General features: G+C 37.4%; 16 protein-coding genes. 14 read left to right on the top strand and 2 right to left on the bottom strand.

The genetic code is table 11. The features are described from left to right. Nucleotides 1-733 precede the first annotated feature (733 nt). From ACKTTZ_RS19370 to ACKTTZ_RS19305, 14 genes are all read left to right on the top strand, one after another. Complete coding sequence (locus tag ACKTTZ_RS19370) at nt 734-3,751, top strand: TonB-dependent receptor (protein ID WP_034694247.1); 3,018 nt, start codon at nt 734-736, stop codon at nt 3,749-3,751. 10 nt (nt 3,752-3,761) lie between these two features. Continuing rightward, the gene (locus ACKTTZ_RS19365; protein ID WP_253317153.1) at nt 3,762-5,597 is read left to right on the top strand and encodes a RagB/SusD family nutrient uptake outer membrane protein; all 1,836 of its coding nucleotides are present in this window, start codon (nt 3,762-3,764) and stop codon (nt 5,595-5,597) included. Nucleotides 5,598-5,672: 75 nt separating this feature from the next. Further along, nucleotides 5,673-6,695 (top strand): pectinesterase family protein, encoded by a 1,023-nt coding sequence (locus ACKTTZ_RS19360; RefSeq protein WP_407846387.1) that lies wholly within the window; start codon nt 5,673-5,675, stop codon nt 6,693-6,695. 21 nt (nt 6,696-6,716) lie between these two features. Continuing rightward, on the top strand, nt 6,717-8,132 hold the full coding sequence (locus tag ACKTTZ_RS19355) for a polysaccharide lyase family 1 protein (protein ID WP_407846386.1): 1,416 nt from the start codon (nt 6,717-6,719) through the stop codon (nt 8,130-8,132). Then, complete coding sequence (locus ACKTTZ_RS19350; RefSeq protein WP_407846384.1) at nt 8,119-9,177, top strand: DUF4861 family protein; 1,059 nt, start codon at nt 8,119-8,121, stop codon at nt 9,175-9,177. The genes ACKTTZ_RS19355 and ACKTTZ_RS19350 overlap by 14 nt, the downstream gene beginning before the upstream one ends. A gap of 11 nt (nt 9,178-9,188) precedes the next feature. Next, entirely contained in the window at nt 9,189-10,442 is a 1,254-nt protein-coding gene (locus ACKTTZ_RS19345; protein WP_253317157.1) for a glycoside hydrolase family 105 protein, read from the top strand. A 65-nt stretch (nt 10,443-10,507) separates the two neighbouring features. Further along, the gene (locus ACKTTZ_RS19340; RefSeq protein ID WP_407846383.1) at nt 10,508-12,151 is read left to right on the top strand and encodes a glycoside hydrolase 43 family protein; all 1,644 of its coding nucleotides are present in this window, start codon (nt 10,508-10,510) and stop codon (nt 12,149-12,151) included. Nucleotides 12,152-13,560: 1,409 nt separating this feature from the next. Beyond that, the gene (locus tag ACKTTZ_RS19335; protein ID WP_407846382.1) at nt 13,561-14,406 is read left to right on the top strand and encodes a rhamnogalacturonan acetylesterase; all 846 of its coding nucleotides are present in this window, start codon (nt 13,561-13,563) and stop codon (nt 14,404-14,406) included. Nucleotide 14,407: 1 nt separating this feature from the next. Continuing rightward, the gene (locus ACKTTZ_RS19330) at nt 14,408-16,075 is read left to right on the top strand and encodes a glycoside hydrolase family 28 protein (RefSeq protein WP_407846381.1); all 1,668 of its coding nucleotides are present in this window, start codon (nt 14,408-14,410) and stop codon (nt 16,073-16,075) included. Nucleotides 16,076-16,302: 227 nt separating this feature from the next. Beyond that, nucleotides 16,303-17,211 (top strand): alpha/beta hydrolase, encoded by a 909-nt coding sequence (locus ACKTTZ_RS19325; RefSeq protein ID WP_407846380.1) that lies wholly within the window; start codon nt 16,303-16,305, stop codon nt 17,209-17,211. 16 nt (nt 17,212-17,227) lie between these two features. After that, nucleotides 17,228-18,190: a pectinesterase family protein gene (locus tag ACKTTZ_RS19320; protein ID WP_407846379.1), complete on the top strand. Its 963-nt coding sequence runs from the start codon at nt 17,228-17,230 to the stop codon at nt 18,188-18,190. Nucleotides 18,191-18,451: 261 nt separating this feature from the next. After that, nucleotides 18,452-19,186 (top strand): rhamnogalacturonan acetylesterase, encoded by a 735-nt coding sequence (locus tag ACKTTZ_RS19315; protein ID WP_253317162.1) that lies wholly within the window; start codon nt 18,452-18,454, stop codon nt 19,184-19,186. A 45-nt stretch (nt 19,187-19,231) separates the two neighbouring features. Continuing rightward, nucleotides 19,232-19,570 (top strand): cupin domain-containing protein, encoded by a 339-nt coding sequence (locus tag ACKTTZ_RS19310; protein WP_253317163.1) that lies wholly within the window; start codon nt 19,232-19,234, stop codon nt 19,568-19,570. 992 nt (nt 19,571-20,562) lie between these two features. Next, nucleotides 20,563-21,669, top strand: coding sequence for a pectate lyase-like adhesive domain-containing protein (locus ACKTTZ_RS19305; RefSeq protein WP_034696649.1), 1,107 nt, complete (start codon nt 20,563-20,565; stop codon nt 21,667-21,669). Nucleotides 21,670-22,157: 488 nt separating this feature from the next. On the opposite strand, the gene pelA is transcribed toward ACKTTZ_RS19305, so the two are convergent. Both pelA and ACKTTZ_RS19295 read right to left on the bottom strand, forming a co-directional pair. Next, complete coding sequence (pelA, locus tag ACKTTZ_RS19300; RefSeq protein WP_034696650.1) at nt 22,158-23,177, bottom strand: pectate lyase; 1,020 nt, start codon at nt 23,175-23,177, stop codon at nt 22,158-22,160. A gap of 78 nt (nt 23,178-23,255) precedes the next feature. After that, nucleotides 23,256-24,443: a DUF4861 domain-containing protein gene (locus tag ACKTTZ_RS19295; RefSeq protein WP_407846378.1), complete on the bottom strand. Its 1,188-nt coding sequence runs from the start codon at nt 24,441-24,443 to the stop codon at nt 23,256-23,258. Nucleotides 24,444-24,537 lie beyond the last annotated feature (94 nt).

Below are 24,537 nucleotides of genomic sequence, written 5' to 3'. Positions count from 1 at the left end.
TAATTTTATTTTAAAATAAGCTGATTATCAAATAAATAAAATTAAAAATAGATTTAAAAAGAGTTGGAAAAGAGAAAAAAAATATAGAATAAATTTCCCAAAATAAGAAACTAACCGACTTAAAATATAAAATCATGCCAAAATAACACAGAAAATAAGCAATGAAATATTGATTAAAATATCATCAAATTAATACACATATGATATATACTCGTAAATATTAATAAAAAGTACAAAATACAGAAGTGCTGATAATTTCAAAAAGATGACAAAAATCAGAAAATGATTAAAATTTTTCTTCCCAGGCATCAATTTCGGGATTTTTTATATCCGAAAACAGACATAGTTTTAATCAAAATTTAAGTTTTATAAACATTAAACACTTCCTTAACACATTTTTATTGTTAAGATTTAGAACAAAATAAAAACAATTATATACAATTGATTAACAATGAATTAAATTCATAAAACAAACATTTGTAAGGCTAAACACATTGTATTAAACACATAAATTAATGAAAAAATAACATTTTTTTCTTTGCGTATTGAAAAATAATATTAGTTTAGGAGCCAGATTAATTTATTATAAATAATTACGCAATCGATTGCACAAAAGCGTAAGAAAATGATTAAAATACGTAATGGCCACTAAAATCTGCAGAATACTTAAAAATCCTAATCAAAAACGATTGAAAAAACTTTCAACCAAGAATTAAAACTATAAGGATACATAATGGATAAAAGAGTACAATCAATAAAGTGGTTATATTTAACTGTTTTTCTGCTTCCTGTCCTTTCCATGGCTCAGGAAAAAGAAACGAAAAAAGATAAAGAAACCAAACTGGATGATGTGGTTTTGGTAGGCTATACAAAAGTTTCCAAAAAAGACGTTACCAACGCTGTTTCTTCTGTGAAAGGCGAAGCTCTTAAAGATATGCCTTCTACCAATGCTGCTGAAGCTATCCAGGGAAGACTGGCCGGTGTACAGGTTTCTCTGAGTGAAGGATCTCCCGGAGCAGATGTGGACATTGTAATCCGCGGTGGAAACTCCATTACCCAAAGCAATGCCCCACTCTATATTGTAGATGGTGTGCAGATGGATAATGCCCTGACCATCTTATCTCCCAAAGAAATAGAATCAATTGAAGTATTAAAAGATGCCTCTTCCACTTCTATTTTCGGATCAAGAGGAGCTAACGGTGTAGTTCTGATCACTACAAAAGGCGGCCGCAAAAAAGGAAAAACAACAATTAACTATAATGGTTTTGTAGGGGTAAGAAGCATTCAGAATAAGATCAGTGTACTTGATCCTTACCAGTATGTTCTTTATCAGTATGAACAATATTATAAGAATGGAGATGCAAAAGATATTGAAACTTTTAACACACGCTACGGAACTTTTGATCAGCTTGACAAATATAAGTCTGTAAAAAATGTAAACTGGCAGGATAAGCTTTTCGGAAGAGAAGCATTCAATTTTACGCACAATGTATCTTTATCCGGAGGATCTGAAAACTCTGCATTTTCATTGACACTTAATAATGTGGAGGAAGACGGAGTGATGATTGGATCCGGATTCAAACGTAATATGGCCAACTTCAGATATGATTATGATATTTCAAAAAAGCTGAGTATTGGTCTGAACGCCCGCTACAGCCGTCAGATGATCTACGGAGCGGGAACTTCTGCCTCAGGTTCACAAACCACCAACCGATTGAGAAATGCCATCAGATATCAGCCTTTTGAAGGTGGTTCTACGGTAGATGTTGATGATTTCGATCCATTATTTGCAGATCAGACGAATCTTGTCAATCCTGTTTTACTGGCCAATGATGAAGTAAAGGAAAGCGGAAGAAATGATTTATTATTAAATGGAACCATTGAATACAAAATCAGCAAAGACTTTACCTTCCGAAGTGTCATCGGTTATGTACAAAGAGATCAGATCGTGAATCAGTTTTCCGGTCCGGTTACCAGCCTTGCCAGACAGAATAATGATCAGCCAGTGGTGTTTATGAGTAATTCTCAAACCAGAAGAATTACCAATACCAACACATTGAATTATAGAAGAACATTCGGTAATCATAAGTTTGATCTTTTAGCAGGTCAGGAAACCGTGAGAACCGATGGTGAATCTACCTCCATCAATATCAAATGGTTCCCTAAATCTTCTTCAGCACAGGAAGCCTTTGCTAATTCACAGCTGGCATCACCACCTTCAGGAATGGTTCAGGATGCTCCTAAAACGGCAAGAGAGGTAGACCGTTTAGCATCTTTCTTTGGAAGGGTAAATTATATCTACAACAACAAATATATTGCAACGGTTTCCATGAGAGCCGATGGTTCCAGTGTTTTCAAACCTGGTCCCAATCAGTGGGGATACTTTCCTGCAGCTTCTTTAGCCTGGAAAATCAAGGAAGAAAATTTCTTGAAGCAGAGCAATTTTGTGAATGAACTGAAACTTCGTTTAGGATATGGAAAATCAGGAAATAACAGAATCGGAGCTTTTTTATATGATACCTTCTTTACATCATCGTCAGATTACGGCTACGCTTTCGGAACCAGTGTTACCCCAGGGGCTACCACCGGAAATATTATGGCCAACCCTAATGTAAAATGGGAAACAGCCACTTCATACAATGCCGGAATTGATTTTGGGTTGTTTAAAGGAAGGCTTTATGGAACTCTGGATGTTTATAAAACAGATACCAAAGACCTTTTATTATTAGCCAAAATACCACAGACTTCCGGATACGAGTATCAATACCAAAACTCAGGAAGCAGCGAAAATAAAGGGATAGAACTATCAATGGGAAGTACCATCATCAGCAAAGAAAACTTTTCGTGGAAAATTGATGCCAATATCTCCTCCAACAGAAATACCATCAAAAGTTTAGGAAATAATGCGTCTGCAAGTTCCAATTCCTACTACTACCCTTCCGGATGGCAGAATAACCTGTTTGATTTCCTTGTACAGGTAGGAAAACCGGTAGGAACTTATTGGGGATATGTAACGGCCGGAAGGTATGAAGTGAGTGATTTTAATTATGATGCAGCCACTCAGATCTATACTTTAAAAAACGGGATAGCAAGCTCGGCTGCTGTTGCTAACGGGGCAAAAGCTGTACAGCCGGGTGATCTTAAACTTCAGGATTTAAACGGTGACGGAGTGATTGATAATAAAGACATGACCGATCTTGGAAGTGCACAGCCTAAATTCTACGGAGGTTTTACCCAAACATTCCGCTATAAAAACTGGGATATGAGCTTACTTTTCAATTTCTCCATAGGAAACAAAGTATACAATGCCAACAAAATAGAATACACGACTCAATATCTGTATAAAGATAATAACATGCTTGCTGAAGTGGCGGACCGCTGGAGATGGTTTGACAATGCCGGAAATAAGGTGACAGATCCTACTGCTCTTGCGGCTCTTAACGCCAATACAACAATGTGGACTCCACCTGCAGGAGCATATTTCCTTCATTCTTATGCTATTGAAGACGGCTCTTTCTTAAGACTGAATAATCTTACGATTGGATACAGCCTTCCAAAAGGATCTCTTGAAGCCATTGGAGTGAAAAACCTGAGACTGTATGCTACCGTTAATAATTTATTTACGATAACCGGCTATTCAGGATTTGATCCGGAAGCCAATACAAGAAGAAATCCATTAACTCCAGGGGTAGATTATTCTGCTTATCCAAGAAGCCGATTTATTTTATCAGGAGTAGATATTACTTTCTAAAACGAACGCTATGAACAAAAATAAATTTTCAAGTTTTTTCTTATCTCTTGCCTGCGTGGTTACTCTTAATTCCTGCAGCGATTATTTAGAGGTAGAAAATCTTTCCAATACCGCTGAGAAACAACAGTTCGACTCAGCACCCGACACTTTTGCCGCTCTTGTAGGAGTCTATAATAGCGCCATGGGTGACAATACCTATGGACAGAGAATGAATCTCATCCTTTCCCAGTCCGGGGACGATCTCAGAACCTCCGGAGATTATAATGCCAACGACAGAAGAGGAATAAGCTGTTTCGGAGCAGTTCCCACCAATACGGAATTATTAAGACCTTTCCTGGATACTTACACAGGCATCGAAAGAGCGAATCTTGTAATCAAAAACATTCCTCTTTCTCCAGTTTATCAAACCGGATCTGCAGCTGATAAAAAACTGATGGACCGCTATCTGGGCGAAGCATTAACACTAAGAGCATTGTTTTATTATGATCTTATTAAAAACTGGGGTGATGTCCCTTTTCAGGATGTCCCTTCTGCAGATCTGCCATCCGTTTATATTCCGAAAACAGACCGTGATATCATCTATGAAAAACTTCTTGATGATCTGGCAAAAGCATCTGCTCTGGTGCCATGGAAATCTGAAGGAGGAACTACTGCACAAAGACTTTCCAAAGCAGCAGTAAAAGGATTAAGAGCCAGAATAGCCTTGGCAAGAGCCGGATATTCTTTGAGAAGAAGTCCGCAACTCATGACGCAAGGAACAAATCCTCAGAAATATTATCAGATTGCGTATGATGAATGCAAAGATATCATCACTTCCGGGCAGCACAAGCTGAACCCTAGCTATGAAGGGCTTTTCAGATCTTTGCATACCAACACTCCGGATACAACGAGTGAAATTATTTTTGCTGTCGGAGCTTTTGGCGGAAACTCTAGAACAGATTCAAAAATCGGATATTATAATGGGTTAAGGCATGATGATTCTGACTGGAAATCAGCCGGAGGAATCAGTGCTATTCCTACCTATTTCTATGAGTTCAGTAAATATGATTTGAGAAGAGATGTTAATATTGCCATTTTCAGGGTGAGCACATCAAAACAGGAGGATCTTCAGACTTCCATCAACTGGAATGACGGAAAATTCAGAAAGTCGTGGACGAGCATTACGGGAACTTCCCAGAACTTAGGAATCGACTGGCCGTTGCTACGATATGCCGATATTTTATTAATGTTTGCTGAAGCAGACAATGAACTTCACAGTGCTCCTTCTCAGGAAGCCATTGATGCTGTAATGGCTGTAAGACAAAGAGCTTATACAGGTAATTTGGGTCAGATAGGAACCATTCCTACTTCCAAGAATGACTTCTTTAAATATATTGTTCAGGAAAGATTATTGGAATTCGGAGGTGAAGGATTGAGAAAATATGATCTGATCCGCTGGAACCTTCTGGAAACAAAGATCAATGAAACCCGACAGAAACTTACAGATTTCATGAACGGTACAGGAGCTTATGCGAATGTTCCCGAGTATATTTTTTACAAAAAACCGGCTTCCACTGTTGCCAATTATGTTCCCACAAAAACAGCACAGCAAAACGTTCTGGATATGGACATTTATGTGAACGGAATCAACAAGGCTGATGTTTTCTACAATCCAAATCAAAGTGTGGCTACTCCTACAGGATACACAAAAGTGAACTGGAGACTGGCTATGACACAGCCTTACATCAGTGGAGATCCGGTGAAAAGTTATGCGTATTATTTCCAGCCTAACAAAAAGGAACTTCTTCCTATTGCGCTGGATGTGATCAATTCAAATTATAACCTTACTCAGGATTACGGATACTAGATAGTTCAACATTCATATCAAAATACAGGCTGTCTTCCACCAAGATCAGTCTGTATTTTACCTCAAAACTGCTTTATGAAATTTTCCATCTTTTTTAAAAACACGGCTCTGTTTTCTGTTGCTCTGATGGCTTTAGTCAGTCTTCTTTCTTTCAAAATCAAGGATAAAACCATCGTGGTTTCGAAAGATGGGAAAGGTAATTTCACAACCGTTCAGCAGGCAATTAACGCTATTGAAAACAATTCTTCAACAAGAACAAAAGTTTTTATTAAAAACGGAATTTATAAAGAAAAGATTACCATTCAGGAAACAAAAGGAGTCATACTTCTGGTAGGTGAAAATCCAGAAAAAACAATCATTACTTACAATGATTATGCCTCAAAAAAGAATGCTGAAGGAAAAGAGATCGGGACGACAGGTTCATCCACAATATTTATTTATTCAAATGATTTTACAGCAAAAAATATTTCATTTGAAAACAGTTCCGGAAGAGTCGGACAGGCAGTTGCTGTATTAACTTCCGGTGACAGAATCGCCTTTGAAAACTGCAGATTTTTAGGAAATCAGGATACTTTATATTTAAAAGGAGTTCAGGATCTCGAGGACAAGACAAAACCATCAAGAAACTACTTCAAAAACTGTTATATCGAAGGAACAACGGATTATATTTTTGGGGCTGGAACAGCTGTTTTTGAAAATTGTATTATTTACTCCAAAGAAACGGCAAGCTATGTTACAGCCGCTTCTACTCCACAGGGAAATGAATTTGGGTTCGTTTTTATCAATTCAAAGATTATTGGAAATGCAAAAGACCATTCCGTCTATCTGGGAAGACCATGGAGACCTTTTGCAAGAACCGTTTATATCGACTGTGAGCTTAACTCAACGATAAAGCCTGAAGGATGGCACAACTGGAACAAAACGAAAGCAGAAAAGACCACATTGTACGCAGAAAGCAACTCAAAAGGAGCCGGAGCCAATATGACTCAAAGAGTTCCTTGGTCGCATCAATTAAATAAAGAAGAAAGAAAAAAATACACTCCGGAAAATATTCTTAAAGGAAATGATCAGTGGAATATAAAAAAGAGCTTACAATAATTCATACAAGCATCTTCAATCATGACAAAAAACTTCATTAAACTATTCACCACGGGACTTTTATGCAGTATTTCTACGCTGGTTGATGCGCAGGAAATATTGAGCTTTCCCGGAGCTGAAGGTTTTGGAAGATTCACAAAAGGCGGACGTGGCGGAAAGGTCTATTTCGTCACCCATCTGAAAGACGATAACTCTGCAGGAAGTTTAAGATTCGCTTTGAATCAAAAAGGTCCGAGATATATTGTATTTAGAACCAGTGGAACTATTTACCTGCAGTCTCCTTTGAAAATGAAAGAGGGCGATGTCACCATTGCCGGACAAACCGCTCCCGGAGACGGAATTACGATTGCCAATTATGAAACATTTGTAGCTGCAGATAATGTTATCATCCGTTTCCTAAGATTCAGAATGGGTGATCAGAAAAAATTTGAGGGCGATGCTTTGGGAGCAAGATTTATCAAAAATCTGATGGTAGATCATTGTTCTATGAGCTGGTCTACAGACGAAACAGTCTCGATTTACGCCAATGAAAAAACCACTCTTCAATGGTGTCTCATTGCTGAAAGTCTCAGAAATTCTGTTCATCAGAAAGGCGCACATGGCTATGGTGGAATTGCAGGAGGTAAATTCGCATCCTTTCATCATAATATCTACGCGCATCATGACAGCAGAAATCCAAGATTAGGCGAATATGCAGGAAGTAAATTTGCGCTGACAGACCTTACTGATTTCAGAAATAATCTGATCTACAACTGGGGACACAACAGTATTTATGGAGGTGAAGGAATGAACGTGAATATCGTTAATAATTATTACAAACCCGGACCGGCAACACTTACAAGACAAAGAATTGTCGCCATCGATAAAAATGAAAACCCGAAAACCGAAGTCTATAATATCTGGGGGAAATACTACATCAACGGAAATGTGATGGAAGGAAGTCCGGAAGTTACCAAAGATAACTGGACAGAAGGTGTTTTCAGCCAGATGAAACCAAGCTACCACTTAACAGAAAAGGATAAAAATTCAATTAAAATCAATCAACCGCATGATATTGAGAATAACATTAAAACCCATTCTGCAGACGAAACTTACAGGAAAGTGCTCAAATCCGGTGGAGCAAGCCTGGTAAGAGATGCTGTTGATCTTCATGTTTTAAAAGACATTGAAACCGGAAGCTTTACTTACACAGGCTCAAAAGGAAGTAAAAACGGAATCATTGATTCCCAAAATGACACAGGAGGATTTCCTCATTTAAAACAGGTAAAGCCTCTCCCCGATTCCGACAACGACGGAATGCCGGATGAATGGGAAATCAAACATCATTTGAACCCAAAATCAGCCAATGCCAACGGCAGAGATCTGGATAAAAACTATGACAATATAGAAGTGTATATAAATGATATTGTCCGTGCAATAACTGATGAACAAAACTAATAACCATGAAAACTCATCAACAGAAATCGGTAACCCAACAGGAAAAAGTATGAAACTCAGTTTATTTAAAATAGTCATAGCAGGCGCTTTTATCAGCACCCATCTTTCAGCGCAGACTTCTGTGATTGAAGCCATTAAGAAAAACCCAAAAGCACCATTTTCTTACGCTGAACTTTCTGTAAAAGAAGGCGGAAAATGGGAAGGTAATCAATACATTGGAGGAACTTTCAAAAACGTTCAGGAACTCACGCTTCCCGAAGCCCACACAGATCATTCTTCTTATATCAGATACGAAGGAATTGGTCTTGAAAACAATCAGATTGGCTACAGACTTTATCTGGACTGGAGAAATGCTACAGATATTTTCGGTAAAAAAGTAACAGGACTCGTATTGCCGGAAGTAGGCCAAGACGGCTTTGAATCTTATCATCACGATGCTCCGTGGGGACAGGATATTCTGAAATCCGGACGTACCATAGGAGTTGGTTCTTACGGAAGATATGATGAGCAGAATGACTATGTTGAAACCTTTAAAATTGTAAAAAGCACGAATGCAAAAGTAGTGAATGCAAAAGATCAGTCTTATGCCCTTATCACTTACAAAGATTGGAAAACCTGGGGTGATGCTGTAGACCTGCAATCAAAACTGACGATTTTCTCCAAAGACCGTTTCGTAAAAGTAGATCTCAATCTGAGTAACAGTCTTTCAGGTCTTTGCACCGGAATCGTTGCTTTCAAAGACATCCCTATGAAACAGGGAATCAGTAAAAATAAAAAATGGGCTTATATTGCCACTTACGGACAACAAACTCTGGCTAAAAAAGAAGACAACCTGGGAATGGCAGTCTTCTACCCGCTTGAAAGCTTTGATAAATATGTGAAAACAAAATCTACCCATACCATCGTTTTCAAAAAAACTAAAAATGTATCCTATTACTTTCTGGGAGCCTGGTCTCAGGAATCCAACGGCTTAACAACCGAAGAATCTTTTTACCAGGATCTGGATCAAAAACTGGATATTCTCGATCAAAATCATCAACTTTAAAGTTTAACATCATGAACTTTATCAACAACACTATTAAAATCTACGCTGTGGCCGCTGCCTGTTCCGGATTATTTTTTTCCTGTGCACAAAAGCCATTGCAAAACACTTCATCAGAAATACATTCAGAAGCAAATGTCAAAATTTCAGCTAAGCTTCCATGGTCTCAAAGGATGCTCCTTTCTGAAATAAAAAGATTTCCGCAAGCCTGGATGCTGGATTATAATAAAGCCCCGAAATGGAGCTATCCAACAGCAATTGTCCTGGAAGGCGCAGAAAGATTATACGAAAAAACCGGGAACAAAGAATATTATCAGTATATCACAACCTTCGGTGATACCATGGTAAAAGAAGATGGAAGCATTGTTTCTTACGATCTTTCCAAATACAATATCGACATGCTGAATTGTGGGAACGTTCTTCTTTACCTGTATCAACAGGAGAAAAAAGATAAATATTTAAAAGCTTTACAAACCCTGCGTTCTCAGATAGATGGTCAGCCAAGAACATCAGAAGGTGGATTCTGGCACAAGAAAATTTATCCCAACCAGATGTGGCTGGACGGCTTATACATGGGCGAACCTTTTTATGCGCACTACACTCACTATTTTTCAAAAGGAGAAGATGCTGAAAAAGCCTACAATGATATCATCAACCAGTTTAACCTGATTCAAAAGCATCTTTTAGACAAAAAAACAGGGCTACTCTATCACGCATGGGACGAAAGCCGTCAACAACAATGGGCCGACAAAGAAACAGGACTTTCTCCCAATTTCTGGTCCAGAGCAATGGGCTGGTACGGAATGGCTATGGTAGATGTTTTGGATTATTTACCTCAGAACCATCCCGGAAGAGCAAAATTACTTTCCTATTTAAAATCGTATTGTGATGCCGTCATCAAAGTACAGGATTCCAAAACAGGACTTTGGTATCAGGTACTGGATAAAGGCGGAGAAAAAGGAAACTACCTGGAAGCTACGGGCTCATCTATGTTTGTATATACCATGATAAAATCTGTAAACAAAGGATATTTACCCCAATCCTATAAAGGTTACGCAAAAAAGGGATATGAAGGAATTATCAAAAACCTGATCACAGTAGATGAAAATGGTGTCGTAAGCTTAAATAAATGCTGTGCAGTAGCCGGACTAGGCGGAACACCCTACAGAAGCGGTTCTTATGAATATTACGTGAATGAAGAAGTACGCTCCAATGATCCGAAAGGAACAGGTCCTTTTATCCTGGCAAGTTTAGAATTTGAAAAATAAAAAAAGATTGAGAAATCCTCATCCTTGACAAGGATTGGTAAGTCAGGAAAAGTATAATTGATTGTATGAAGACAAAAAATATTGTAAATATCATTGCCATTACAGCATGTTCTGTGGCTTCTACCTATCTTCAGGCACAGGAAAAGAACTATGTTTCCGAGGTCTGGACGGCCGATCAGGGAAAAAATTATAAAAACCCCATTTTGTATGCCGATTATTCCGATCCGGACGTTATCCGTGTTGGCGGCGATTACTATATGACAGCATCCAGCTTCAATGAAACACCTGGACTTCCCATACTTCATTCTAAAGATATGATCAATTGGAAACTGGTCAATTATGCCATTCAGGATATTCTTCCTCTGGAACATTTCTCTACTCCCAAAAGAGGTGATGGAGTCTGGGCACCAAGCATAAGATTCCATAAAGGAGAATTCTACATTTATTGGGGAGATCCTGACTTTGGAATTTATATGGTGAAAACCAAAGATCCATTGGGAACCTGGGAAAAGCCGGTCTTGGTAATGGAAGGAAAAGGATTAATAGATTCCTGTCCGTTCTGGGATGAAGACGGAAACGCTTATCTTATTCATGGTTGGGCGGGAAGCCGTGCAGGAGTAAAAAGTATTTTAACACTCAATAAAATGAATCCAGAAGGAACAAAAGTTCTGGATAAAGGCGTTCATGTATTTGACGGCCATGATGCTCATCCTACCGTTGAAGGTCCTAAACTATATAAAAGAAATGGCTACTATTATATTTTTGCGCCTGCTGGCGGTGTGGCAACAGGATGGCAGCTGGTATTGAGATCAAAGAATATTTATGGCCCTTATGAAGAAAAAATAGTATTGGAACAGGGTTCAACAACCATCAACGGACCTCATCAGGGAGCTTGGGTAGATACTCTTTCCGGTGAAGACTGGTTTTATCATTTTCAGGATGTGGATGCCGGAGGAAGAATCATTCACCTACAGCCGATGAAATGGGAAAAAGACTGGCCGGTAATGGGAATTGATCATAATAAAAACGGAATTGGCGAACCTGTTTCAACCTATAAAAAGCCTGATATTGGGCAATACTACCCTGCTTCAACGCCTCCTGAAACCGATGAATTTGATGGTGAAAAACTAGGACTGCAATGGCAATGGAGTGCCAATGAAAATATTGTATGGTCATCCAAACTTACCGGACAAAAATTTTTAAGACTCTTCTCTATAAAAGTTCCGGAAGGAGAAAAAAATCTCTGGAATGTCCCTAATCTCTTAACCCAAAAATTTCCAGCTCCAACTTTTGCAGCCTCCACAAAGGTGAAGCTGACTCCTGAAGATGCCAAAGAAGGAAAAACTGCCGGATTATTAATCATGGGGTCAGATCATGCATCTTTAGTGATCACGAACAAACCTGACGGTTATTATCTCCAACTCAGGAAGGCGGAAAAGGCAGACAAAGGCGGGGAAGAAAAAATACTGTTTGAAACCCCGTTAAAAAGTAACGAGGTTTATTTAAAAGTCAATGTAAATGAGCCCAATGGTTTATGCCAGTTCAGCTACAGTGAAAACGGCAAAAATTTCATCAAAGCCGGTGAGATTTTCCAGGCAAAATCGGGAAAATGGATTGGAGCAAAAGTAGGTTTGTACAGCGTCAGTACAACAAAAGCTCCACGTGGAGGATATGCAGATTTTGATTGGTTCAGAATTACAAAGAAATAAAATGTAAAACGCTCGCAGATTATGCAGATAACGCAGATTTTAATGATAAATTGATACACAATCATCTGCAAAATCAGTTCAATCTGCGAGAGAGTAAAAAGAAAGTTATGTTGGAAAACGCTAAGACGCAATGAAATATCAGAATGTAAATAATTATAAGGACGCAAAGATTTTATCTACGATAAAATTGAATACCGCTCAACTTGCCGAAAATCTTATATTGAGCGAAGTCGAAGTGTTCTTACACATTAAAAACAAAATAAAGAATATAAAACCTTGCACCTCTGCGATTATTCAACAAAAATGTCATACAGAAAAATAAATAAAACGCTCGCAGATTATGCAGATAACGCAGATTTTAATGATAAAATAATACACAATCATCTGCAAAATCAGTTCAATCTGCGAGAGAGTAAAAAGAAAGTTATGTTGGAAAACGCTAAGACGTGATGAAATATCAAAATGTAAATAATTATAAGGACGCAAAGATTTTATCTCCGATAAAATTGATTACCGCTCAACTTGCCGAAAATCTTATATTGAGCGAAGTCGAAGTGTTCTTACACATTAAAAACAAAATAAAGAATATAAAACCTTGCACCTTTGCGATTATTCAACAAAAATGTCATACAGAAAAATAAATAAAACGCTCGCAGATTATGCAGATAACGCAGATTTTAATGATAAAATAATACACAATCATCTGCAAAATCAGTACAATCTACGAGAGAGTAAAAAGAAAATTATGTTGGAAAACGCTAAGACGCAATGAAATATCAGAATGTAAATAATTATAAGGACGCAAAGATTTTATCTACGATAAAATTGAATACCGCTCAACTTGCCGAAAATCTTATATTGAGCGAAGTCGAAGTGTTCTTACACATTAAAAACAAAATAAAGAATATAAAACCTTGCGCCTCTGCGATTATTCAACAAAAATGTCATACAGAAAAATAAATAAAACGCTCGCAGATTATGCAGATAACGCAGATTTTAATGATAAATTGATACACAATCATCTGCAAAATCAGTTCAATCTGCGAGAGAATAAAAGTAAAATCATGTTGGAAAACGCTAAGACGCAATGAAATATCAGAATGTAAATAATTATAAGGACGCAAAGATTTTATCTCCGATAAAATTGAATACCGCTCAACTTGCCGAAAATCTTATATTGAGCGAAGTCGAAGTGTTCTTACACATTAAAAACAAAATAAAGAATATAAAACCTTGTGCCTTTGTGATCCCCCAACAAAAAAGTCATACAGAAAAATAAATAAAACGCTCGCAGATTATGCAGATAACGCAGATTTTAATGATAAAATAATACACAATCATCTGCAAAATCAGTTCAATCTGCGAGAGAGTAAAAAGAAAATTATGTTGGAAATCCAACAAAAAAAGTAATGAAAAAAAGCATATACAAAACCGTTTCATTTTTATTCAGTGTAATATTGTTATCAGCATGCCAGTCGCAGGATAGAGCAAAAAAAACGATATCAAAACAGAATAAAAAAGTAACGCATATCTACCTCATTGGAGACTCCACAATGGCTGACTATACCGGAGATTATGATCCGGGAAAAGATTATATGAAAGTACGCTATCCTATCGCAGGTTGGGGGCAGGTATTTCAGCCTTTCTTTGCAAAAGACAGCATTGAAACTCTGAAACCAGCTATCAACACAGATTCAGTAGCTGTTATTGACAGGGCTCATGGTGGAAGAAGTACACGAACTTTTTTTCAGGAAGGAAGATGGCGGTATGTGTATGAACATCTTCAGCCTAATGATTATGTAATCATGCAGTTTGGGCACAATGACGGTTCAGAAAAGCATCCGGAGCGCTATGTGAATATTCAGGGATATAAAGAATTTTTAAGATTATTTGTTTCCCAGACCAAACAAAAGGGTGGAAATCCGGTTATTGTAACTCCTGTAGCAAGAAATTATCCCTGGAAAGACGGAAAGCTTGAAAATGTACACGGTGAATACTGGCAGGCTCCTATTGATATCGCTAAAGAAATGAACGTTCCTTATATTGATTTAAACAAACTATCCATGGAGTATTTTACTAAAAAAGGACAGGATTTCACCACCAGTCATTATTTTATGAATCTTCCGGAAAATACTTACGAAGCCTATCCTAAAGGGCAGAAAGACAACACCCATTTTCAGCCTGAGGGAGCAAAGATAGTCGCTTCACTGGTTTATCAGGAATTTAAAAATATAATTAAAACTCAAAAAAAATAACATGAAGAAGTCACTTACCATTATCAGTTTAGCAGTAGCAATGATGTTTTCCGGGCATGCCTATGCTCAGAATCTGGATATTTATAAAAACATTGAGTTTACAATGCCTCAGGTTGTAGAAGCATCTTTTCCTGCCAATACCGTATCCATCACGCAATTTGGTGGAATTTCAGGGGGAAATGTAAAAAATACACAGGCATTCAAAAAAGCAATCGATGAGCTCAGCAAAAAAGGAGGTGGAAAACTGGTTGTTCCCAGAGGAATGTGGCTTACTGGGCCTATTGAACTGAAAAGCAATATCAATCTTCACGTAGAAGAAGGTGCTTTCATTATTTTCAGCAAAGATAAAAATGATTATCCCCTGGTAGATGTAAGTTTTGAAGGATTAAATACAACTCGTTGTCAATCACCTATTTCAGCAAAAAATGCAACCAATATCGCTATCACAGGAAAAGGAGTCATTGATGGAAGCGGAGATGCATGGAGAGCCATCAAAAAAAGTAAAGTGGCAGAGTCTGAGTGGAAAGAAATCATCAAATCCGGTGGAATATTATCTTCCGACGGCAAAACATGGTACCCTTCAGAAAGCTATAAAAAAGGATTTGAAAGCAGCTCAAGCTTCAATGTTCCTGATAAAATCTCGAAAGACGAACTGAACACGGTAAAAGACTTTCTGTGTCCGGTAATGGTGAGTCTGGTGGGTTGTGACAAAGTATTGTTAGATGGTCCTACCTTCCAGAATTCCCCGGCGTGGAATCTTCATCCCTTGATGTGTTCCAACCTGATTTTAAGAAACCTTACCGTAAGAAATCCATGGTTCTCTCAAAACGGTGACGGTGTAGATCTTGAATCCTGTAAAAATGTACTTATTTATGATAATACATTTGATGTGGGTGATGATGCGATCTGTATTAAATCAGGAAAAAATGAAGACGGCAGAAAAAGAGGAATGCCTACCGAAAATGTCCTCATCAAAAACAATATCGTGTACCATGGTCATGGAGGATTTGTTGTAGGGAGCGAAATGTCCGGCGGTGCAAGAAATATTCATGTTTCTGACTGTACTTTTATCGGAACAGACATCGGACTTCGTTTTAAAACCACCCGTGGAAGAGGCGGAATTGTTGAAAATATTTACATCAAAAATATTGATATGATTAATATTCCGACACAGACGATTGGTTTTAATATGTTCTACGAAGGTTCTTCCCCGGTTTTAGAAGATGGACAAAAACAGGAAGGAAACAAAACTCCTGAAAAAGTGTATCCGATAACAGAAGAAACTCCGATTTTCAGAAATATATTCTTTAAAAATATTAATGCAGTCAACTCTTACGAAGCTATCACCTTGTTTGGGCTTTCCGAAATGAATCTTAAAAACATTGTGATTGAAGATTCAAAATTCGATACAAAAAAAGCATTGACTATTGTAGATGCAGATGGAATCCAGTTAAAGAATGTAACCCTGAAATATACTGAAGGAACGGGAGCAACGGTTTATAATAGTAAGAACATTAACCTATCTACTGTGAAATTTGAATCACCAATAAAACCTTATATCAAAGTTTTAGGAAACAAAACGGGAGCTGTAGCTGTACCTAAAGATTTACTCTCTGATAAAAACACAGTTTCTATAGGAACGGATGTAGCTAAGAACTCAGTAAAATAGTTGATTATCGTAAAGACGCAAAAGATTAAATGAACAAAACTTTGCGCCTTTGTGTATTCCAACATTTATAAAATTAAACAATTATTAAACCATTAAGATGAGTTAAATTTTTAAGAATATTAAGTTAGACTTCGCACTACAAATTCCACTTAAAAATCAGAAGGATTTTCTTCATTCATCTTAATAGCTTAAGATTCTTAATGGTTTCAATGTAAAAATCTGACAAAATGATTTTTAACAAAAGACATACTTATATTTCTATTTTCTTCGTAGGGACGATGGCATTCGGGCAGGTAAGCAGACCGAATGCTTCTCCTTACACCAATGAAGGAACTTTTGAAAAATTAAAGAAAAAATACCCTTTCATTACCCCTATTGATCGTCCGGTTCCTCCAAATATCCGAATCGACAGGAATGTTGAATACAAAAACAGTAACGGATTATCATTAAAAGCCGATGTATACTACCCTATTGATGATTCAAAAAAGCATGCAGGAATTGCAATGGTTCATGGTGGCGGATGGATTTCCGGAAGCAAGGAAAATGAAAAATATATGGCTATGGAATTAGCTTCAAAAGGATTTGTAGTGATTGCTGTTGGCTACCGTCTTGCAGATGCTGCAAAATATCCGGCCGGAATTGAAGACATAGAAACAGCTATTCAATGGTTGCAGACTCATCACAAAAAATATTCTTTAAACAAAAAGAAAATGGCCGTTTTGGGTGAGTCTGCCGGAGCGCAGATGGCCACCTTAGTCGGAGTACAGAAGAAAAATAATATAAAAGCGATCATCAATATTGACGGAATTGTATCCTTCATTCATTCTGAAGCAGAGGAAAGTACTTACGCCTCCTATTGGCTGGATGGAGACAGGAATACCAACCTAAAAAACTGGACAGAAGCTTCACCGCTGGAATATGTGGACAAAAATACACCATCTACCCTTTTTATCAACAGTTCTCAGCCTAGATTTCATGCCGGAAGAGACGATATGATGAAAAAATTAAAGGCTTACAATATCCCTACTGAATTTCATGAAATTAAAGATTCTCCGCATTCATTCTGGTCTGCAGAGCCATGGTTTACAGAAACGTTGAACTATACTGTTGATTTTTTAAATAAAGTGTTGAACTAGTTTTTAACCGGATCTTATGAAAAAATTATTTGTATTACTATTTCTCGCAGTTGCTCAATCTTTTTGGGCGCAAAGTAAACCTTATATCACTCTTACAGTGGCTCAGGATGGAAGCGGAGATTTTACCACCATTCAAAGAGCTATCAATTCTGTAAGAGATCTTGGGCCGGCAGAAGCTTTAATCAAAATCAAAACAGGAATCTATCATGAGAAAGTAATTATTCCCTCTTCAAAGCATAAAATCACGCTGGAAGGGGAAAATAAAAGCAATACGATAATTACCAACAATGATTTCTCAGGAAAAACAGATTCTTTCAATGAAAAGATGACGACTTTCAACTCCTATACTCTTTTGGTAATGGGCGATGATATCAAAATCAGCAATCTGACCATTCAAAATAGCTCATGCAACGAAGGACAGGCAGTTTCGCTTCATGTAGAAGGAGATCGTTTTGTGATTAAGGACTCTGATATCCTTGGCTGTCAGGACACTCTTTACTCCGCTTCCAACCATAGCAGACAGTATTTTGAAAACTGTTATATAGAAGGAACTACCGATTTTATTTTCGGACAGGCCACTGCTGTTTTTAAAAACTGTACGATTAAAAGTCTGGCTGATTCTTACATCACCGCTGCCGCAACGGAAATGGACAGAAAAAATGGATTTGTATTTTTCGATTGCAGGCTTACTGCTAAAGATGAGGTTTCTAAAGTGTATCTCGGAAGACCGTGGAGACCTTACGCCAAAACAGTTTTTATCAATACGGAAATGGGAAAACACATTCTTCCCGAAGGCTGGAATCCCTGGAAAGGAGACAAAATGTTTCCTGATAAAGAAAAAACTGCTTATTACGCAGAATACGCAAGCAAAGGCGAAGGAGGAAATCCTTCAAAACGGGCTAGCTGGTCACATCAACTGACCAAAAAAGAAATTAAAAATTACACCTTAGAAAAAATCTTTGACGGCTGGAACCCCTAATTAAATAATTGTTGGATAATCGCAAAGACGCAAGGTTTTGTAAGCATCATACTCTTTTAAGACGCAAGAACATTTCGACTTCGCTCAATGGAAGATTTTCAGCAAAGGATACAATTTACAATTTTATCGGAGATAAAATCCTTGCGCCTTATAGCATAAACTTTGAAAAAAACTTGCGTCTTTGCGCTTCCCCAACCTTTTTGCTCAACAATATCGAATCTTCGATTTCAAGACAAAAGAATTATACTAAGCAAAATAAAAATGAATAAAAAACTCACCTTTCTCATCCTCTTCCTTTCCCTCATCACCTATGCGCAACAACCTACGTTATTCCTCATTGGTGATTCTACCATGGCCAATAAAGAAAATCCAGATAAAAATCCAGAGCATGGTTGGGGGCAGATGCTTCCATCCCTTTTAACAACAGGAATATCTGTTCAAAATCACGCCACCAACGGGAGAAGCTCCAAAAGTTTCAGAACGGAAGGCAGATGGAATACCGTTTTGAATCAACTTAAGAAAGGAGATTTTGTCATCATTCAATTCGGGCACAATGATCAGAAAGTGAATGACTCGGCACGCTTTACCAATCCGTACACACAATACAGGGCCAATCTTGAAAGATATGTAAACGAAGCAAGATCTAAAGGTGCTATTCCCATACTTATGACGTCAATTGCAAGAAGGAATTTTAACGAAAACGGTGTTTTAGTGGATACACACAAAGAATATCCTCTTGTGGTAAGAATGGTGGCCAATGATCTTAAAGTACCCTTTGTTGACTTGCAGTTATTATCCGAACAGCTTGAAATTTCTTATGGTCCTGAAAACTCAAAGAAACTGCATCTGCATTATAAAAAGGGAGACGAATCTTATTACCCTGAGGGAAAAGATGATGATACTCATTTGTCAAAGCTGGGAGCCGAATCTGTTGCAAGGTTGGCAGCTACCTCTTTAAAAGCCTTGAAAACCGGCTTGGAGAAGTATATTAAATAACACGGATTGTATTGATTCCACAAAATTGTAATTAAAAAATATAAAATGGATTTCAAAAAAGAGCCTTTCTTCGATGGAAACTCAGCATGGGAAGATATAGGAAATGGTGTTTCCAGGCAGTTTGTTGGATATAATTCCCAGGTGATGATGGTTATTGTAAAGTTTGAGAAAGATGCTGTAGGAGCATTACATCAGCATTTTCATTCTCAGATCACGTATGTTGCTTCCGGAAAGTTTGAAGTTACCATAGATGGTGAAACAAAAATTTTACAGGAAGGAGATGGATTTTTTGCACAGCCCAATATTTTTCATGGGGTGAAGTGTCTTGAAGAGGGAAAACTCATTGATGCTTTTACGCCTTTCAGAGAGGATTTTTTTGTTTAATAAGACACTATAAATAGATTTCAAAAACGCTAAGACGCAAAGAAATTTCTGAAGTATTATCCCGTTTCTAAGGCGCAAAGATTTTATCTCCGATAAAATTGAGTTCTGCCTATTTTAATCTTTTACAGCGACACCAAAATAAGCAGCAACACAAAAAAATCTGTGAAATCCGCGAGATCTGTGGGAAAAATAAATACGGGTTATGTCTTGAAGAAGGAAAGTTAATTGATACTTTTACGCCTTTCAGAGAGGATTTTTTTGTTTAATAAGACACTATAAATAGATTTCAAAAACGCTAAGACGCAAAGAAATTTCTGAAGTATTATCCCGTTTCTAAGGCGCAAAGATTTTATCTCCGATAAAATTGAGTTCTGCCTATTTTAATCTTTTACAGCGACACCAAAATAAGCAGCAACACAAAAAAATCTGTGAAATCCGCGAGATCTGTGGGAAAAATAAATACGGGTTATGTCTTGAAGAGGGAAAACTCATTGATGCTTTTACGCCTTTCAGAGAGGATTTTTTTGTTTAATAAGACACTATAAATAGATTTCAAAAACGCTAAGACGCAAAGAAATTTCTGAAGTATTATCCCGTTTCTAAGGCGCAAAGATTTTATCTCCGATAAAATTGAGTTCTGCCTATTTTAATCTTTTACAGCGACACCAAAATAAGCAGCAACACAAAAAAATCTGTGAAATCCGCGAGATCTGTGGGAAAAATAAATACGGGTTATTTGAAAAAACTTATCTCCAACAAATTCAAAATATTCTTGCGCCATTTCGATAATCCAACAAAAAACCAAATACTGCCATTTTTAGCGACAAATTTAAAACAATAAATAAATTTTTAAACAAAACATAAAATGCAACCGATTAACCAAACTAAATACACAACATTATAATTATATAAATATTAATATAGTAAAATATAAAATACTTTAATATTAATACAATAATTTTACACCAAGAACAAATCACAAAATATAAACTATGAAAACAACGTTCAAGGCGGCCTTATTAACAGCCGCTCTAAGCTCTGCTTTTGCCTTAACCGGATGTGGTCGGGAGGAAATCAACAATGATCTGGCGCAAAGCGAACTCAGCATTAAAAACTCTTTATCACAAAAGATTGTTCCTCTGGCCAATTGTATAGCTCCGGGATGGGCTTCTCAAAATGGTGGAACTACCGGTGGTGGAACAGCAGCAGAAACAACCGTTTCTACTTACGCACAATTAAAAGCAGCTATTGAAAATACAGCCGTAAAAGTGATCAAAGTAACAGGAACAATCACCATCACGACCCGCTTATCCTTCCAGGACCAGACAGGAAAAACAATTTACGGAACTACCGGAGCCAAACTGGTTTCTACAGATCAGACGAAAGACGGTTCAGGAATTATCAATATTAAAAGATGTAATAATATCATTATCCGGAATCTGATTTTTGAAGGTCCTGGTGCTTATGACACCGATGGTTGGGACAATGCCATTCTGGACGACTGCCGAAATGTATGGATAGATCACTGTGAATTCAGAGATGGAGTGGATGGAAATTTCGACATTAAGAATAAATCCGATTATATTACCGTTTCTTATACGAAATTCCATTATCTGAAAGCTCCAAAACCTGGAGGCTCGGGAGGGACGGATGATCACAGATTCTCAAACCTTATCGGATCCAGTGATGGTGCCACTGCTGATGCAGGAAAACTGAATGTAACTTTTGTCAGATGCTGGTGGGCACCTGGATGCAGAGAACGTATGCCAAGAGTAAGATTTGGTAAAATTCATATCCTGAACAGTTATTTCAACAGTTCTGTAAGCAACAAATGTATTGCAGCAGGGGTTCAGGCCAATATTCTGGTAGAAAGAAATGTTTTTGAAAATGTAAAAGAACCTATCAATCTGATGAGTGGATTTACAGCGGTAACTCAATCCGGAAGCAGTTTTATCAATGTTACCGGAAATACAGCAGGAAGCGGAACAGCATTCACTCCGCCATACAGTATCACAAAACTTAACGTAGCAGATGTAAAGGCAGATGTAACGGCTAATGCAGGAGCTACTTTAGTAGGCAATGTTTGTGATCAGTTTTAAAAGAAGTTTTTAATAATAGCAGTAATAAAAGGAATAAAGGCTGTCCAAAAAGGACAGTCTTTTTTATACGATCCATTACTGTCCGATAAAAAGTATAAATACATTGAAAATATTAATATTTACGCTATGAATTAACAGGTCGCTCCTCCGGAGCTCTAATTTTAAAACAAATACGTTCTATTAACAGTCAGCTCCCATTGGAGCTAAATTTGATCCCATCGGGATCTACTGTTAGTAGAAAAATGAAATCCCCATAAAATAAAGCTCCGGAGGAGCGACCTGTTAATTCTATTTAAATTTTATCGAATAAGAATGGTTTCTTATATAAAGTGTCAGATCTAAGGTTCATTCAAGACATTTATATGACCCTCAAAATCTCCTAAATTCTATTTCTTTATAACAACAAGAGGCTGCCAAAACTTTTTGGACAGTCCTCTTTTTTATTTTACAAAAAAAGCGGGCCGAAACCCGCTCCTGTTGAATACCAATTATTCATCTAATTTATTTTTCTCCAGCCATTTCGGGTATTCCTTGGCTAAAAGCTTTTCTGCAAAATCACCAAACCAGCTGTATCCGTTTCGTCTTTCTTCTGAGACTTCATTATAATTGTATTTTACACTTCCGTCGCGGTCTCCAAACAAAGGTCTATTGGTATGGATATCATAAAACCTTGCCCAGATCACGGAATTTTTATCTTCAGCCAATACTCTTACCGCTTTTCCGTTCTGCTTGGTAACATTGTAGCTATACCCTTCTATTTTATTTTGCCTGAACCATTGTATAGCAGCTTTGATTGATTTTTCAATCTCAGAAGTTACAGGTTGCATCATTAAAAACCTTATAATTCCTACGGATTCTCCGGTGGCTAATGAAATGGGTTCGAAAGCCCTTGCCTTATCCGGCTGCAGTGTAATCTCATGATACTGATCTGCCCAAATGGAAGGAACTCCTTTCTGAAGAACCTGAGTTTTTAAAATACACCCAATTCCTTTTTGTACGGCAATTTTTGATTTTTCTTTTAATGATGAGGAAACCACATCAAAATTATTCTTTCCTTCCGCAGTATTGTAAAGAACTGTCAAAGCGTTGACCATCGCATTATCATTATAGGTCACCTGCTTTCTGTAGAGCCCTGAATTAGGGTAATACTGAGGAAAACCCCCATTATCATACTGCATCAGAATGAGGTAACTGATTCCTTTTTCCGCTGCTTTTAAATAATCCGGATTTTCGGTTATTGAATACGCTTTAATCAACGCATTGATCTCTCTTGAAGTAGCATTGTTATCAATTGTTGCGTGATCATCTCCTGTTGATTTTATCTTTTTTAAAAGAGTTTTATCAATGGTGAGATTATAATTAACCACCGATTTATCCTGAAGCTGTTTTCCCCAACCTCCATTGGGAAGCTGATACATCAGCATTTTCTCCGCTAATGTATCTTTCACTTGGGCAGAACAGTTAACCGCCAATATCCCTAATGCAAATGTGTATATTTTTAGATTCATTTTTTATTATTTAAAATTAAGCTGAGCATTTCACTCTAAAACACTTCCACCCTACAACTCTCAAACCCTCAAACTCTCTCACCTAATAACTTTCACCACCAATGGTTTCGCAATAATTTCCGACTGTTTCTGAAGCAAATTCTCCCAATCTTTCCGTGTCTGAACCTGTCCGCTTTTCTGCCACGCAAATCCGGCATAATAGGTTAAGACTTTTGAAGGCTTCGTCACAACATACAGATTACTTTCATCAGGAACATCAGAGGTGAAGGCAAGTGATTTTTCAACAATTCTGGGATCTATTACAATTCCTTCTCCTACAAATGCATCATCTATTTTTTCCCAGTGAAGATAATAGCCTTGTTTATTATTCAGCTGAGTTGTTCCTTCATTTTTATGCAAAGTAATTCCTACAGTAAAATTCGGAACAGGTTTTCCTGTTTCAAAAGTGGATTCAAATTTTGAAAAGTTAGAACCCAGATCTAAAGAAATTCTTTTGGTTTCTTTCACTCCGTATTCACTCCATGGCTGGTAGGTAAGTTCAAAAACAGTTCTTAAAGGACCTTCGGCAATGGTTCTGGATGTTATAAAATTCTGGGAGGTCTGGAGTTTTTCATTTTCCCATATTCCGATTCCGCCCGTTCCACGGCTGTTTCCTACATGATAGGGATCGTAGCCCTCACCTCTTGTATCTTTATGGTAATACATCGGATCTGTAAGATAACCTCTGTACCATTTGTTGATAACAGGCAGATCCGTTCTTTTCAGCCAGATGTCTACACCGCTTGAAAGGGTGCTGCTTTTTATTCCCTGTAAAGCTTCCTGCTGACCTTTCGGACCGTATACCCTGAAGGCAACCTTATCATTTTCCCAGGCATAATCATCTACTCTTTCAGGAACCAGCCTCGAATAAGTAGAAACCCTGCTTTCCGGAATCTGTCTCTTTCCGTCTGCTACAATAGTATAAGTATCTGTTTTTCCTGCACCAATATTCGCCTGAAAAAGTAATTCTTCCCCCTTTCCATCACCATCATAATCAATCCATTGAATGGGAATCCAGTTTCCTTTTGCATCTTTTATTCGAAGGTCTTTTTCAGTATGCTTACTTAAAAATGATTTCAATAAAGTATTGGGAACGGTTACCACTTCATTTCTGGCAAAACCCGAAGGATTTGTAACCTGAACAATACTTTGAGCGGATAAAAATCCGAAAGCAATGCAACCGATTGCACAATTTAAGCCCCGAAAGGCAGCTTTTGATATCAACATAAATTTAATCAATTAGTTAATTGACCAAAAATATAAATAATTTGCTAATATTTCACTGAAGTTCGCTTAAATTTTAAAGATTAAATCCATAAGA

This window comes from Chryseobacterium sp. KCF3-3 (genome assembly GCF_045865955.1).
In the GTDB taxonomy this organism is placed as follows: domain Bacteria; phylum Bacteroidota; class Bacteroidia; order Flavobacteriales; family Weeksellaceae; genus Chryseobacterium.
The sequence above is the reverse complement of the archived record's forward strand: the minus strand, read 5'-3'. Positions and strand labels throughout refer to the sequence as shown.